At 70.7% G+C, this 14885-nt stretch carries 15 protein-coding genes and 1 riboswitch; of the genes, 12 read left to right on the forward strand and 3 right to left on the reverse strand.

The window, feature by feature from the left end:
• The first annotated feature begins 11 nt into the window (after positions 1 to 11).
• Entirely contained in the window at positions 12 to 914 is a 903-nt protein-coding gene (locus tag ACIQF0_RS21805) for a ricin-type beta-trefoil lectin domain protein (protein ID WP_401031867.1), read from the forward strand.
• Between the two features lie 3 nt (positions 915 to 917).
• Here ACIQF0_RS21805 and ACIQF0_RS21810 read toward each other — a convergent pair whose 3' ends face one another.
• On the reverse strand, positions 918 to 1526 hold the full coding sequence (locus tag ACIQF0_RS21810; protein WP_401031870.1) for a LysE family translocator: 609 nt from the start codon (positions 1524 to 1526) through the stop codon (positions 918 to 920).
• 148 nt (positions 1527 to 1674) lie between these two features.
• Here ACIQF0_RS21810 and ACIQF0_RS21815 point away from each other — a divergent pair, with 148 nt between their 5' ends.
• Positions 1675 to 2409, forward strand: coding sequence for a serine protease (locus tag ACIQF0_RS21815; RefSeq protein ID WP_401031873.1), 735 nt, complete (start codon positions 1675 to 1677; stop codon positions 2407 to 2409).
• 13 nt (positions 2410 to 2422) lie between these two features.
• Positions 2423 to 2881 (forward strand): GNAT family N-acetyltransferase, encoded by a 459-nt coding sequence (locus ACIQF0_RS21820; RefSeq protein ID WP_401031876.1) that lies wholly within the window; start codon positions 2423 to 2425, stop codon positions 2879 to 2881.
• Here the strand turns inward: ACIQF0_RS21820 and ACIQF0_RS21825 are convergent.
• A complete protein-coding gene (locus ACIQF0_RS21825) occupies positions 2835 to 4028 on the reverse strand; it encodes an 8-amino-7-oxononanoate synthase (RefSeq protein ID WP_401031879.1) in 1194 nt (397 codons plus the stop codon). The two genes, ACIQF0_RS21820 and ACIQF0_RS21825, sit on opposite strands and share 47 nt — an antisense overlap.
• Before the next feature lie 43 nt (positions 4029 to 4071).
• Between ACIQF0_RS21825 and ACIQF0_RS21830 the strand changes: the two genes are divergently transcribed.
• Positions 4072 to 5133 carry a hypothetical protein gene (locus ACIQF0_RS21830; RefSeq protein WP_401031881.1) on the forward strand — a complete coding sequence of 354 codons (1062 nt, stop codon included), beginning with the start codon at positions 4072 to 4074 and terminating at the stop codon, positions 5131 to 5133.
• On the opposite strand, the gene ACIQF0_RS21835 is transcribed toward ACIQF0_RS21830, so the two are convergent.
• Positions 5117 to 5950: a zinc-binding alcohol dehydrogenase family protein gene (locus ACIQF0_RS21835; protein WP_401031884.1), complete on the reverse strand. Its 834-nt coding sequence runs from the start codon at positions 5948 to 5950 to the stop codon at positions 5117 to 5119. The genes ACIQF0_RS21830 and ACIQF0_RS21835 overlap by 17 nt on opposite strands.
• 84 nt (positions 5951 to 6034) lie before the next feature.
• Between ACIQF0_RS21835 and ACIQF0_RS21840 the strand changes: the two genes are divergently transcribed.
• The 8 genes from ACIQF0_RS21840 (at position 6035) to ACIQF0_RS21875 (ending at position 14819) form a co-directional block, all read left to right on the forward strand.
• Positions 6035 to 6541 (forward strand): helix-turn-helix domain-containing protein, encoded by a 507-nt coding sequence (locus tag ACIQF0_RS21840; protein WP_401031887.1) that lies wholly within the window; start codon positions 6035 to 6037, stop codon positions 6539 to 6541.
• Positions 6542 to 6551: 10 nt separating this feature from the next.
• Positions 6552 to 7511, forward strand: a complete 960-nt coding sequence (locus ACIQF0_RS21845) for a threonine aldolase family protein (RefSeq protein WP_401032803.1) — start codon at positions 6552 to 6554, stop codon at positions 7509 to 7511.
• Between the two features lie 30 nt (positions 7512 to 7541).
• Positions 7542 to 7678: riboswitch (cobalamin riboswitch) on the forward strand.
• 37 nt (positions 7679 to 7715) lie between these two features.
• Positions 7716 to 9620 carry a putative cobaltochelatase gene (locus tag ACIQF0_RS21850; protein WP_401031890.1) on the forward strand — a complete coding sequence of 635 codons (1905 nt, stop codon included), beginning with the start codon at positions 7716 to 7718 and terminating at the stop codon, positions 9618 to 9620.
• A 63-nt stretch (positions 9621 to 9683) separates the two neighbouring features.
• Positions 9684 to 10298, forward strand: a complete 615-nt coding sequence (gene cobO / locus ACIQF0_RS21855; protein WP_401031893.1) for a cob(I)yrinic acid a,c-diamide adenosyltransferase — start codon at positions 9684 to 9686, stop codon at positions 10296 to 10298.
• Entirely contained in the window at positions 10292 to 11671 is a 1380-nt protein-coding gene (locus tag ACIQF0_RS21860; RefSeq protein WP_360048196.1) for a cobyrinate a,c-diamide synthase, read from the forward strand. The genes cobO and ACIQF0_RS21860 overlap by 7 nt, the downstream gene beginning before the upstream one ends.
• 30 nt (positions 11672 to 11701) lie before the next feature.
• Positions 11702 to 12745, forward strand: coding sequence for an SAM-dependent methyltransferase (locus ACIQF0_RS21865; protein ID WP_401031897.1), 1044 nt, complete (start codon positions 11702 to 11704; stop codon positions 12743 to 12745).
• Entirely contained in the window at positions 12745 to 13566 is an 822-nt protein-coding gene (locus ACIQF0_RS21870) for a hypothetical protein (protein WP_401031900.1), read from the forward strand. Before ACIQF0_RS21865 ends, ACIQF0_RS21870 begins: the two co-directional genes overlap by 1 nt.
• A complete protein-coding gene (locus tag ACIQF0_RS21875; protein WP_360048190.1) occupies positions 13563 to 14819 on the forward strand; it encodes a cobalamin biosynthesis protein in 1257 nt (418 codons plus the stop codon). Before ACIQF0_RS21870 ends, ACIQF0_RS21875 begins: the two co-directional genes overlap by 4 nt.
• The last annotated feature ends 66 nt before the right edge of the window (positions 14820 to 14885 follow it).

The raw sequence follows: 14885 nt of genomic DNA on the forward strand, positions 1-14885 counted from the left end.
CGTGTGAGGGCATGGGGAAAAGATCATTGGGTGTCGTCGCCGCCATCGCGGCCGCGCTCACCCTGGGGGCAATGACCACCGTTCCCGCGAGCGCCGAGCCCGCCCGGAACCCGATCGTCGAACTGAAGAACGTCGCGCGCGGCCAGTGCATGACATCGGCCAGGAGCGACTACTTCCAGGTCGAGATGGCCGACTGCACCGGCGCCGCGACCCAGCACTGGGAGAAGGTCGGCCTGCCGAACGGGCAGTTCTTCCTGCGCAACGTCGCCGACCGGTGGTGCGTGAACGGCGAGCGTTCTTTCGTCACCGAAGCGTGTGACGAGGCTGCCGGGTACCAGCGCTGGGAGTTCGTCACCGACGCGTCCGGCGCCACGAAGCTCAAGGCCGCGACCTGGCCGGGATACGCCGACACGAGCTGGTACGACGAGTTCGATCTCAAGATCATCCCGGAGTCGTCGCTGGACAGCGACCACCAGCGGTGGGTCGTGACCGAGGTCGGCTCGGTGCCGCCGTTGCCGGACACCACCGGCGCCCTGGTCACCCTGGAGAACTCCAGGTGGTGGGCCGTCGAGCTGGCCGACTACTGCGCCGACGGGACCGGCATGGGTCCGTGCCCCGGATCGCCGTACCAGCGGGTCGAGCTCGACGGCGGCGCGTTCCAGCTGCGGGCGGGCGACGTCTGTCTTCGTTCCAAGCCGGACACGAGGTTCGTCGACCTGGCGGGGAACTGCGCCGCGGCAGATCCGGCACAGCAGTGGCGGCTGGAGGGACCTGACCTGTTCGGCGGTCACCTGGTCCGCAACGTGGGCAACGGTGACTACCTCACGCCCGGCTCCGCAGGTCTGACCCTGTTCCAGAAGGATCCCCCCGGCCGGTACGCGCAGGTGCAGAGGTGGTACCTGCACCTCGCGTGAGGCTCAGAGGACCAGACCGACCGACATGGTGAGGAAGACGGCCGCGCAGACAGCGTCGAGCGCGGTCGTCACACCGGGTCGCTTGAGCTTCCCCGCCACGCGGGAGGCCGCCAGCACGATCATCAGCTCCCACACCGCCGCCAGTCCGAGGAACACGACGGCGAGCATCGCGAGCTGCGGCGCCGGTTCACCCGATCCGATGAACTGTGGCAGGAACGCGAGCGAGAACAGGATCATCTTCGGGTTCGTGATGTTGGTCAGGAAGCCCTGCCGGAACGGCCGCGTGCTCATGACCTGCTCCGGCTCGCCGCCGGAGCGCTTGATCAGGCCGCGCGTGATGGAAATCGCCAGGTAGAGCAGGTAGCCGGCGCCGATCCAGCGCAGCGCCGTGAGCACCATCGGGTACCGCGCGAGCAGCACTCCGAGGCCCGAGATCACCAACGCCACCTGGACCGCCGCGGCCGCGTGGATGCCGCCCAGCGCGAGCAGTCCCGCGCGGGTGCCCGAGCGCAGTGACGTGCGCAGGAGCAGGAACGCGTCCACGCCGGGGGTCACGATGACGACCGCGCACGCGATGAGGAAGGCCGGAACCTGGCCGAAGTCGAACAACACCGTACATACCCCCGTGATCTAAGTCATAGACCGCAAAATCTCCGGCCTGATGGGACATTAACACGAGAATCTCCGGTTTTGACGCCGTCCTAGCGCGATCGCTACCGTTGGTGACCGATCGTCCACCTGGCGCAACGAGGAGTGGTCCGTGAGGGGTAAGCGGTGTGCCGTGCTGGTAGCGGTGATCGCGCTGGTCAGCGGTGGTTCGTCCGCTGATGCGATCGTTGGGGGGACACCCGCGCGGGTGGCCGACACCCCGTGGGTTGTGGCGATCACCACCACGGACGGTCAGCTGATCTGCGGTGGCGCGCTCGTCGCCCCGGACAAGGTCATGACGGCCGCGCACTGCGTGACGCTCAAGGGCGTGCTCGGCAAGAACCAGCGCCCCGCCGAGCAGTTGCGGGTGGTCGCCGGCCGCACGGACCTGCGGAACAAGGCCGAGGGCGTCGACGCGGTGGTCGCGGGCGTGTGGCGGCACCCCGACTACGTCGAGGTCACCAAGGGCGACGACGTGGCGATCCTGACGCTCGCGAACCCGGTGCCGTACCGGACGATCGCGCTCGGCGAGGTCGGTGACGACGGCGTGGTGCTCGGCTGGGGCCGCACCGCCGAGAACACCCCGCCGGCGATGTCGCTGCGCAAGGTGACGGTGCCGATCCTGTCCGACTCCGAGTGCGTGCTGAAGGAACCGGACTACCGGCCGGGCGCGATGCTGTGCGCCGGGCGTGGTGGCCGGGACGCCTGCACGGGTGACTCGGGCGGGCCGCTCGTGGTGCGCGGCAGGCTCGCGGGCGTCGTGTCGTTCGGTCGTGGCTGCGCTCGGGCAGATGAACCCGGTGTCTACACCCGGCTCGCTCACTACCGGCAGACGCTGGGCTTCTGATATCCACGACCAGGTGCGAACCACACAGTTTCCGGCGACCCTGCGCCGTCAGTGGGGGCTCGACCTGAGCCCCGCCCAGCTCTACGCGATCTTGCGGCTGCGTCAGGACGTTTTCGTCGTGGAGCAGAACTGCGTCTACGCCGACGTGGACGGCCACGATCTCGACCAGGGCACACGGCATTTCTGGCTGGAGTCCGAAGGATCGCACGAGCCGCTCGCGTACCTGCGACTGCTCGAAGAGGCAGACGGCACGTTCCGCATCGGACGCGTCGCCACCGCGCGCATGGCCCGCGGCCGCGGCTACAGCCGTCGCCTCATGCAGGCCGCGCTCGCGGACATCGGCACCACGCCGTCAGTGCTCGACGCGCAGACGTACGTCGCCGACTTCTACGCGTCGTTCGGGTTCGTCGCCGAGGGCGCCGAGTTCATCGAGGACGGGATTCCACACCTGCGGATGCGGCGCTCTCCCTGATCACGCGCACCGCGCGCTCGATGTCGGCCTCGGTCAGATCGGCGCGCGCGGTGAGCCGCAGCCTGCTGATCTGGTCCGGCACCGACGGCGGCCGGAAGCAGCCGACCACGACACCGCTCGCGCGGCAGGTCTCGGCCCACTGGAACGCCTGCTCCGGCGACGGCGCGCGCACGCTCACCACGGCCGCGGTCGGCGTGCTGACCTGGAAACCGGCTTCCTTCAAGCGGTGGCTCAGGTCGTGTGCCACGGTCAGCGCCCGTTCGGGGCGGTCCGGCTCCTCGCGCAGGATCTTGATCGCCGCGAGGGCCGCCGCGACGCTGCTGGGCGCGAGACCGGTGTCGAAGATGAAGGGGCGCGCGGTGTCGATCAGGTGCTTGATCACCCGGCTCGGTCCGAGGACCGCGCCGCCCTGCGCGCCCAGCGACTTGCTCAGCGTCAGCGTGGTGATCACGTCGGGCGCCTTGATGATGCCCGCCGCGGCGACCGCACCCCGGCCACCGGGGCCGACGACGCCGAGGCCGTGCGCGTCGTCCACGACCAGCGCCGCACCCGTCGCGCGGCAGGCCTCGTGCAGTTCGCTGAGCGGGGCGATGTCGCCGTCGACGCTGAACACCGAGTCCGTGACGACGATCGCGCGCCGCTTGCCGCGGGTCTCCAGGGCGTGCCGGACCTTGCCGACGTCGCAGTGGTCCGCGACGACGACGTCGGCCTTCGACAGGCGCGTTCCGTCGATCAGCGACGCGTGGATGTGCTGGTCGGCCACGATCGCCGTGCCAGGGCCCGTGAGCGCCGTGACCGCGGCGAGGTTCGCCATGTACCCGCTGCTGAACACCAGCGCGGACTGCGAGCCGCAGAAGTTCGCGAGCTCGAACTCCAGCTCGGCGTGCAGCTCCGTCGAGCCCGTGACCAGGCGCGATCCCGTGGAACCGGAACCCCACTTCAGCGTGGCGGCGGCCGCGGCACCCGCGACGCGCTTGTCCTTGGCGAGGCCCAGGTAGTCGTTGCTCGCGAGGTCGAGGTCCGTCGAGTCCGACGTGCGGGGCCGCAGCCGCCGGCTCAGACCCGCCTTGGCTCGCGCTTCAGAGCGGACGTCGATCCAGTCGAACGTCGACTCACCACCACTGGAAATCGCCTCAGTTGTGCTCACGGTCACCGCCTGAGTCTCCCATCCGCCCGCTAGCGTGCCGCTCGTGGACCTGTTCACCTTCACGCGCGCCGAACTCACCTCGCCGGTGCAGTTCCTCGGCGGCCGCTGGGTGGTGTCGGCCTACGAGGACGTGCGCGCCGTGCTGGCCGATCCGGTCACCTACCTGCCCGACAACGCCCTGACCGCCGTGACCCCGGTGGGCACGGCCGCGTTGCGTTCGCTGGTTCGCGCCCGCTTTTCCTTGCCGCCGACGTTGGCGAACAACGGTTCCGAGTCACACGCTCAATTGCGCCGTCTCGTCGCGTCGTTCTTCACGCCGGTCCGCGTTGCCGCTGCGGAGCCTCGCATCCGATCTCTGGTTTTGGAACGGCTGGGTGGCACGGATCTCGTGCGCTCGCTCGCGTGGGACCTGCCCGCGATCGTGCTGATGGACCTGCTCGGGCTGGAGAACGTCGACATCCCGACGCTGAAGCGCTGGAGCTCCGGGTCGCTGGAGTTCTTCTGGGGCGACATCTCGCGGGAACGGCAGCTGGAGCTGGTCGACGACGTCGGCGACTTCCACCAGTGGCTGATCAAGCGCTACCACGCCCGCGACGGCGAGTTGTTCTGCGCGCTGGCCGATGCCGGAGTGTCCGCTGAGGACTCCGCCGGCCTTTGCTACTTCCTGCTGATCGCGGGCCAGGAGACGACGACCCAGTTGTTGTCCACGGCGTTGCGCCGTGCGTTGCAGGACCGCGCGTTGTGGGCGCGTCTGGGGTCGCCGGGTGTGGCCGAGGCGTTCGTCGAGGACGTGCTGCGGACCGAAACGCCCGTGGTGACGTGGCGGCGGCTGACCGCGCGTGAGGTCGTGCTGTCCGGTGTGCGCGTGCCTGCCGGTGCGGAGCTCGTGTTGTTGTTGAGCGGTAAGGAAACCGATCCTCGGCACCTGGCGTTCGGCTACGGCCGGCACTTCTGCCTCGGCGCCGGGCTGGCTCGGTTGGAGGCCGCGGTGACGTTGCGGACGGTGGCCGAGCACGAGCCGTCGTTGCGGCTGGACCGCTCGGAGCCGGAGTGGCTTCAGCTGCTGTCGTTCCGCGCGCCCAAGTCGGTCACGGTCGCGCGATGAGCTTGCCCGTCGTGGTGCGGGCTTCGAGCGCCCTGTGCGCCTCGGCGATCTCGTCGAGCCGGTAGACGCCGCCGAGGTTCGGCTTGAGCTGGAGCTCGAACACCTCTTCTGGCGTGGTGTCGCGGGGCAGTCCCATGACCGCGACGCCCTTGCGGAAGATGTCGCTCGCGGTGACGTCCAACGGCTCGCCGCTCGCGTAGCCGAACACGACCATGCGGCCGACGCCATCGTTGAGCAGCTCGAACGCGCGTTTCCCGACCGCGCCGCCGATGGACTCGAAGACGACGTCGACCGGGTCCAGGTCATCCCAGTCGTAGCCGAGACCGCCCTTGCTGGACGCAGCGAGCACGGTCGCACCCGCCCGTTCCGCGAGCTGCACGAGCAGACCGCCGACGCCACCGGACGCCGCCTCGACGAGCACCCGGTCGCCCGGCTGAATGCGGGCGGCCTTGACCGCCGCGACCGCCGTGGTGCCCTGCAGGAGCAGGGCGAGAGCCTCGTGGTCGCTCACGCCGTCGGGCACGTCGATCGGGTTCTCGATGACGGCCTTCGTGGCGTAGGCGCCGCCGCGCGGCACGCCCATGACCCGTCGGCCTTCTCCTGTGATGCCAACGACTTCCGAGCCGAGGACGACCGGGAGCGACGGCCCTGGGTACCACGGGAACAGCTCCCTGCCCTTGCCCCGGCGGATGACCGTCTCGCCGTAGTTGAGGCCGATCGCGGTGACGTCGACGAGCGTGTCGCCGGTCGGGTCCGGGACCTCCTCGACCTTCAGCACCTCGGGCCCGCCGAACTCGTGGAACCGCACTGCCTTCATTCGCTGCCTCCCCTGGATAAGCGGACCGCTGGTCCGGTTGCTAGAATACGGACTGCCGGTCCGCTTGTGTCAAGGGAGAGTTCGTTGGAACGTGCCGATGCCGCCCGCAACAGGGCCGCGATCCTGGCCGCCGCCACCCGGCTGATCGGCGAGCGCGGCATCGACGCCGTGTCGGTGGACGACGTGGCTGTCGCGGCGGGCGTCGGCAAGGGCACCGTGTTCCGGCGGTTCGGCGACAAGGCGGGCCTGGTGGGCGCCGTGGTCGACGCCACCGCTGCCTCCTGGATTCAGACCGCGTCGTTGGAGTGCCGCTCCGCCGGAGAGTTCGCCGGCACCCTGTTCGACCACGTGCTGGCGTCGTTGCCGCTGGTCATCGCCGTGGAACGGACGACGGTCCGCAGCTGCGAGGGCAACTTCCGGATCACCGTCGAGCGGCTGGCCCGGCTGGTCGGCTCGACGTTCAAGGCGCACACCGTGCTGGCCGTGCTGCGAGGCGAGCACATCGAGTTCCTGCTGGCCCAGGGCATGACGGCGGCCGAGATCCGGGCGGGCGTTATCTCGCTCGCGGACACGCTCGCCGCTGAGGTTTGATGCCTGGGTGATGAACCGACAGCTCTCCGGAACCCGCAAGAAGACGCTCCTGGAGAGGCTCGGCCCGGTGCCGGACGTCGACCCCGACCGCTACGGCGATGGCGGCCCGGTGGGCGCGCTGGAGACCCGCGTCGCACAACTGCTGGGCACCGAGGCGGCGCTGTTCGTGCCGACCGGGACCATGGCGCAGCAGATCGCCCTGCGCTGCTGGGCCGACCGCACGCACAACCCGATCGTCGCGATGCACTCGCAGGCGCATCCGCTGAACCACGAGGACGACGCGCTGACCGTGCTGTCCGGCCTGCGACCGATCAAGGTCGAGAATTCCGAGGTCGCGACCTGCCCCGAGCCGTACGGGACACTGCTGCTGGAGGTCCCGGACCGCGAGAGGGGGTTCGTCCTGCCGACGTGGGACGAGCTGACGTCGCTGGTCGACGCCGCGCGCGAACGAGACGCGGTCGTGCACCTCGACGGCGCGCGACTGTGGGAGAGCACCTTCGGCCTGGGCAAGCCGCTGCCCGAGATCGCGGGCCTGTTCGACTCGGTCTACGTGTCGTTCTACAAGTCCCTCGAAGGCATCTCCGGCGCGGCGCTCGCCGGCACCCAGGACTTCGTCGACCAGGCACGGGTGTGGCGGCACCGGTACGGCGGCATGCTGTTCCAGCAGTGGCCGGCGGCGCTGTCCGCGTTGCACGGCCTGGACACCGTGCTGCCCCGGCTGGGCACCTACGTGGAGCACGCCAAGGTCGTGGCGTCCGCCATGGGCCTGCCGGAGCCGCACACCCACCAGTTCGCGCTGCACCTGCCCGGCGACCCGAAGCGGCTGACCGAGGTGAGCGGCAAGTTCCTCGGCAACTTCTGGCGCGACGGCCTGCTCGCGAAGAACGAGATCACGATCGCCGAGCCCGCGCTGGAGTGGACGGCGGACGAGGTCGCGGAGGCCTGGGCGGAGTTCCAGAGCCTGATCTAGGGCGACGTCGCTCACCTGGCTGTTGGACCCGGCGGTGCGAAATGCGACGATGCCGGGGCTGTGAGGGGAGTGCGAGGAAGCCGGTGCGAATCCGGCGCCGTCCCGCGACTGTGACCGGTAGTGAGAGAACCGGGAGTCAGGAACTCGTTCCCCTCTTGATCACCGACCGCGGGCGTGGACACCCGAGGAAGGACTTCGCCGAGCATGTTCCCCTTTTCGGCTGTCGTCGGCCATGACGACCTCCGGCTTGCCCTGCTGCTGAACGCCGTTCATCCCGGCATCGGCGGCGTTCTGGTCCGCGGCGAGAAGGGGACCGCGAAGTCGACCATCGTGCGTGCCCTCGCCGCGCTCCTGCCCGAACTGGACGTGTCGCGAGGCTGCCGGTTCGGCTGCGTGCCCGGCAGCACCGACTGCCCCGACGGGCCGCACGACGGCGTTGACCGTCGACCGGCCAAGCTCGTCGAACTGCCCGTCGGCGCCACCGAGGACCGGCTGGTCGGGTCGCTCGACCTGGAGAAGGCGCTGACCGAGGGCGTGCGGGCGTTCCAGCCCGGGCTGCTGGCGGCGGCGCATCGCGGCGTGCTCTACGTCGACGAGGTCAACCTGCTGCACGACCACCTGGTCGACCTGCTGCTCGACGCCGCCGCGATGGGGCGCGCGCACGTGGAACGCGAGGGCGTGTCGGTCTCGCACCCGTCGCAGTTCCTGCTGGTCGGCACCATGAACCCCGAGGAGGGCGAGCTGCGGCCGCAGCTGCTCGACCGGTTCGGGCTGACCGTGGCGGTGAAGGCGGCGCGGGACGTGAGCGTGCGCACCGAGGTGATCCGGCGCCGGCTCGCCTACGAGGCCGACCCCGTGACGTTCGCGGCCAAGTGGGAGGCCGAGGACGCGAAGCTCAAGCAGCAGATCGCCGACGCCAAGCAGAAGCTGCCGCAAGTGTCCCTTCCGGACAGTGAGCTGCGCCGGATCGCCGCTGTCTGCGCGGCTTTCGAGGTCGACGGCATGCGCGCGGACCTCGTGGTCGCCCGTGCCGCCACCGCCCACGCGGCGTGGCGAGGCGCCGAGACCGTCGAGGAGACCGACGTCGAGACCGCCGTCCGGCTCGCCCTGCCGCACCGCAGGCGGCGCGACCCGTTCGACGAGCCCGGCATCGAGGAGCAGCAGCTCGAGGACGCGATGAAGCAGGCCGCCGAGCACGCGGAGGAGCCGGAGGAAGGCCCGGACGACGACGGCCCCGGCGGCGGTGAGCTGCCCGAGCCGCAGGAAGGCCCGAAGGGCAACGGGAACGCGCCCAGCGACAGTCCTGCGCCGGAACCCTCGCCCGCGTTCAAGGCGCGGCTGCTGGAGGTTCCCGGCGTCGGCGAAGGCGCGCCCGGCAAGCGTTCGAGGGCCCGCGCGCGCACCGGCCGGATCGTCCGGTCGTCCAAAGTGGACGGCAACGGGCTGCACCTGGTCGACACGCTCACGAACGCCGCGCCCCACCAACGAGCACGTGGCCGCAGTGGCCCCGGACTGCTGCTCACCGCCTCCGACCTGCGCAAGGCGGTCAGGGAGGGCAAGGAGTCGAACCTCGTCCTGTTCGTCGTCGACGCCTCCGGCTCGATGGCGGCGCAGAAGCGGATGTCGGCCGTCAGCGGCGCGGTGATCTCGTTGCTGCGCGACGCCTACCAGCGCCGGGACAAGGTCGGCGTGGTGACGTTCCGCGGCCAGACCGCCGAAGTCGCTCTGCCCCCGACGACTTCCGTGGACGCGGCGGCCACCCGCCTCAAGAAGATGCGCACCGGAGGCCGGACCCCGCTCGCGGACGGCCTGCTGAAGGCCCACCGCGTCCTGGAGATCGAACGGATGCGCGACCCGCAGAAGCGCCCGCTCGTCGTGCTGCTCACGGACGGCCGCGCGACGTCGTCCGGCCTGGGCGGCGACCCGACCAAGGACGCGCTCAAGGCCGCCACCCTGCTGGAGAAGACCGCCGTCGTGGTCGTCGACTGCGAACAGGGCCACGTCCGGCTCGGCCTCGCGCAGAAGATCGCCGAGGCGTTGCAGGGCACCTGCGTGAAGCTCGACCAGCTCAGCGCCGACCACCTCGCCGGCGTCGTCCGGGCCGCGTGAGTTCGCGTCCGGCGAACTCGCCGGAGTCTGCGGAGCAGCGACCAACGAGCAAGGAGAATCCCAGTGCCTCAAGGACAACCCACCGAGGTGCCGAAGGACGGCCTGACCACCCGCCAGCGCCGCAACCGGCCGCTGCTGATGCTGCACACCGGTGAGATGAAGGGGAAGTCGACGTCGGCGTTCGGCATGGCGCTGCGCGGCTGGAACCAGGGCTGGGACATCGGCGTGTTCCAGTTCGTGAAGTCCGCCAAGTGGAAGGTCGGCGAGGAGTCCGCGTTCAAGGCGCTCGGCAAGCTGCACGACGAGACCGGCGAGGGCGGCGCCGTCGAGTGGCACAAGATGGGCGAGGGCTGGTCCTGGACCCGCAAGCAGGGCACCGAGGACGACCACGCCACCGCCGCGCTTGAGGGCTGGCACGAGATCCAGCGCCGGATCAACGCCGAACGACACGGCTTCTACGTGCTCGACGAGTTCACCTACCCGCTGCACTGGGGCTGGATCGACGTCGACGAGGTGGTGGAGACGCTCGCGAACCGGCCCGGCCACCAGCACGTCGTCATCACCGGCCGGTACGCGCCGCAGAAGCTGATCGACGCCGCCGACCTCGTGGTGGAGATGACCAAGGTCAAGCACCCGATGGACGCCGGGCAGAAGGGCCAGCGGGGGATCGAGTGGTGAACAGGCTGGTCGTCGCGGCCCCGGCCTCTGGCAGCGGCAAGACCACCGTCGCGACGGGCCTGATGGCCGCGTTGCGCAGGGCCGGGTCGCGGGTCGCGCCGTTCAAGGTGGGACCCGACTACATCGACCCCGGCTACCACTCGCTCGCCACGAACAGGCCAGGCCGCAACCTCGACCCCGTGATGGTCGGCGAGCACCGGATCCCCGGCCTTTTCGCGCACGGCTCCAAGGGCTGCGACATCGCCGTCGTCGAGGGCGTGATGGGCCTGTTCGACGGCCGCATCGACACCGCGGGCATCGGCTCGACCGCGCACGTGGCCAAGCTGATCAACGCGCCCGTGCTGTTCGTCGTGGACGCACGCGGGCAAAGCCGGTCGCTCGCCGCGTTGCTGCACGGCTTCCGCGGCTACGACCCCACCGTCCGGCTCGGCGGCGTGATCCTCAACCAGGTCGGTTCGGAACGGCACGAGCAGGTGCTCCGGTCGGCGTGCGACGAGGTGGGCCTCGACGTGCTCGGCGTGCTGCCGCGCGATCCGCAGTTCTCCTTGCCCTCACGGCACTTGGGGCTCGTGACGGCGGCGGAGCACGGGCCGGAGGCCGTCGCCGCGGTCGACGCGATCGCCGCCGCCGTGGGCAAGCACGTCGATCTCGACGCGGTCCGCAGACTGGCCTCGTCGGTGCCCGCGATGGCCGTCGCCGCGTGGGAACCTCAGGTCGACCGAGTCGGGAACGAACCGGTGGTCGCCGTGGCGGGCGGAGCGGCGTTCACGTTCGGCTACGCCGAGCACGTCGAGGTGCTGAAGGCGGCAGGAGCAGCCGTCGCCGTCGTCGATCCGCTCCACGACGAAGATCTTCCGGAGGGCACGGCGGGCCTCGTCCTGCCCGGCGGATTTCCGGAGCAACACGCGGAAGCTTTGTCCGGCAACGCGAAGTTGCGCGAGGCAGTGGCTCGGTTCGCTCGTTCGGGTGCGCCGGTCCACGCCGAGTGCGGAGGGTTGCTGTACCTCGCGAGATCACTGGACGGGCACCCGATGTGCGGCGTGCTCGACGCCGAGGGGTTCATGACCCCGAAGCTGACCCTCGGTTATCGGGACGCTGTGGCCTCCGCGAGCTCACCGCTGCACCCGCCCGGCAGCCGCGTGACCGGCCACGAGTTCCACCGGACCCAGCTGTCCACACCGCACTCGACCCCGCCCGCGTGGCACTGGCGCGGCGTCGACTCACGGCCCGTCGCCGAAGGGTTCGTGATGGGCGGCGTGCACGCGTCGTACCTGCACACGCACCCCGCCGGTGATCCGGAGGCCGTAGCCCGTTTCGTGCGGGCCTGCCACCCGTTCGTGGCAGGAGTGGCAGACGGTACGGTCATCGCTTAAGTCTCTCCCCAAACCCCCTGTGGAGCTGTCGTGACGACGACCGGTCGGGTCTCCTTCGTCGGCGCCGGTCCCGGTGCCGCCGACCTCATCACTCTCCGAGGCGCGCGCCGCATCGCGGAAGCCGACGTCGTCATCTGGGCGCCCACAGCGGTGGACGCCGAGTGCGTCCGCGAGCACGCCCGTGCCGACGCCGAACTGGTCGACTTCTCGCGCGTCACGCCCGAGGAGATCACCGACGTGTACCGCCGTGCTGCCGCGTCACGTCAGGTCGTCGTGCGTCTGCACTCGGGCGACGCCGCGACCGGCGGTGGCGTCCAGGAGCAGCACGACCTGTGCGTGCGTCTCGGGCTTGAGACCGAGGTCGTGCCGGGCGTGTCCGTCGTCGCCGCCGCTGCCGCGAAGATCGGCCGCGAGCTGACGCTGACCGAGGCGTCGTCCACCGTGCTGATCTCGCCGGAGAGCAGCGAGCTCGTGAGTGAGTTCGCCGCGCTGCAGACCACGATGGCCGCCACGGTCTCGGGCGCGCGCACCGGCCAGTTCGTGGAGAAGCTGCTGCAGGGCGGGTACTCCGAGGCCACGCCGGTCGTCGTCGCGTACAAGGTGAGCCAGGCCGACGAACTGGTCGTGCACACCACGGTCGGCGAGCTGGAATCCGTCGTGAAGCAGCACAAGCTGTACCGCCCGACGCTGTTCCTCGTCGGTGCCGCGGTGAAGGCGCCCACGCGTCGTGTGTCGGCCTCGGCGACGGCGTCGGTGGACGAGCCCCTGCGCGCCGCCCGCCCGACCCGCTGGTCCCGCCGCGCCGCCTCGCGCATCGCGACCCGCGTGGACGAGCCCATTCCCGCGTCCTCGCCCGCGCCGGCCACCGCTCCCGTCGCCGAGCCGAACCCGGCGTGGACGGCGGTCGAGGAAATACAACAGTCGGTGCGCAAGCCCGCCGAGGAGCCCGCGCCGAAGCCGAAGCTGGTGGTGGTCGCGGCGGAGAAGCCGAAGCCGCCGACGGTCCGCGCTTCGACGGCCACTCCCAAGAAGCGGCCGACCGCCCGTAAGCCCAAGCGCACCGCCGGCAACTGATGTCGTTCGAGAAGCTGCTGGAGGCAGCGGGCCGCCCCGTCGAGATCGTCGACGCGGCGGACGGCCTGCGCCCCGCGCTGAACGTGTGCCGCGCCCGCTCCGCCGTGCTCGTCAAGCTGGCCGCCGGCATCGGGCCCGCCGAGATCGGCGCGGGTCTCGCGGGCTGGCGCCGATCGCTGATCGTGCAGGACTCGGGCGAACTGACCACTGTGGACCCGCGCGACGCGGTGACGAGGCGCTGGACCGCCCCGGACGCCGTGTTGTGCCTGGCGGACAACGAGTTCCTCCGCGCGAACGACGGCTGGGCGCTGCCGGACGACGCCTTCGGGAGCCGTACGCACGTGCTCGGCGCCGAGGTCCGCGCGTTCGTGCTGGCCCGCCTCGCCCCCCGTCCGGGCGTGCTGGTGTGGGACGTGCTGGCCGGTTCCGGCGCGGTCGGCGTCGAGTGCGCCCGGCTCGGCGCCGCGGTGATCGCGGTCGAGCCGGATCCTGTGCAGTGCGTGCGCATCATCGCGAACGCGTCCGCGCACGGCGTCGACGTCCGCGTTGAGGAAGCCGAACTGGACGCGCCCTCGTTGCCGCGCCCGGACGCGGTGTTCGTCGGCCGCGGCAACCTGAGCGCGGTCAAGGCGAGCGCGGCGGCGTCGGCCAAGCGCGTCGTCGTCGCGACCGAGAGCGTGGACGAGATCGTGCCCGCGCGGGACGCGTTGCAGGCGGCCGGATACGAGGTCGAGGGCGTGCACTGGACCGCCTCGCGCCTGCTCGACTCCGGGTTCGCGCCGGCCGTGCCGGTGACCGTGCTGTGGGGAACCAAGAAGTGATCGGTGTGTTCGCCGGTGCCGCCCAGCGTGGTGACGCCGCAGATCTGGCCGGGCTGCTCGGTGCCGACGCGGTCGTCCCCGACGGTCCCGTCAAGCCCGCTGTCCGCGGTCTCTGGCCCCGCCTGGGTGCCGTCGTGCTGTTCCTGGACGCGGCCGCGGCGGTCCGGTTGATCGCGCCCCTGTTGCGGGACAAGCGATCCGACCCCGCCGTGGTGTGCGTGGACGAGCACTTCGTCGTCGCGCTGGCCGGTGACGTGGACGTGTTCGCCCGCCACGTCGCCGATCTGCTGAACCGCACGGCCGTGGTGACCAGCGGCCCGTCCATCGACTCGGTGCTGGACGAGCTGGTCGAACAGCTCGACGCCACCGCGGACGGCGACGTCGCGGCCTGCACCGCCGCCATCGAGGCGGGCGAGAAGGTCGTGCTGCGCAACCCGTTGAACTTCCCGCTGCCCGCGCTGCCGCCCAACGTCGTGGCGGGCGGTGAGGACGCGACGTGGGTGATCGTCATCGACGACCGGGCCGCCGCGACCAAGGACAACGTGCTGCGGATCGTGCCGCGCACGCTCGTCGTCGGTGTGGGCTCGACGCGGGGTGCGTCGGCCACGAGCGTGGGTGCCGCACTGTCGGAACTGGACACCCACGGTGGTCTGGATCTGCGTGCCATCAAGGCATTCGCGACGGCGGACGCCAAGGCGGACGAACCCGGCATTGTCGACGCCGTGGAGGACTGGGGTTTCTGGCACGGTGACACCGCCGAGCTGCTGACGTTCCCGACCGAGGAACTCGCCGAGATCGGCGTGCCGAACCCGAGCTCGGTGGTGCGCAACTCGATGGGCACCGCGAGCGTCGCGGAGGCGGCCGCGTTGCGGGGCGCGCGGAGCATCGGCCACGGCGGTCCGATCGAGCTGGCGGCCGAGAAGTTCAAGCGGGACAACGTGACCGTGGCCGCGGCACGGGTGCTGCCGCGTGGTCGCCTCGCGCTGGTCGGGCTCGGGCCGGGTTCGGCGGAGGAACGCACGCCCCGAGCCGAGGCGGAAATTCGCCGCGCGGCGTTCGTGATCGGGACCCCGGAGGCGATCGACGCCGTCGGACCGCTTCTGCGCTCTGGCACCGAAGTCGGTCATGAGGGCGCGTGCGATTTGGCCTCACGTGGGGCCGCGGTCGCGTTCGTCGCTTTTGGAACCGGACCAACGCTGGACAATCCGGTCGAAGCCGACGTAATTGTTGTTCCCGGAGTATGGGAACACTGATGTTTTTCCTTCTTTCGTAGGGTCTCCGCTGAAGTTTTCTTGATTAGCGTCGCCATGCACACGGCC

This window comes from Lentzea sp. NPDC092896 (genome assembly GCF_044754905.1).
Lineage (GTDB): Bacteria > Actinomycetota > Actinomycetes > Mycobacteriales > Pseudonocardiaceae > Lentzea.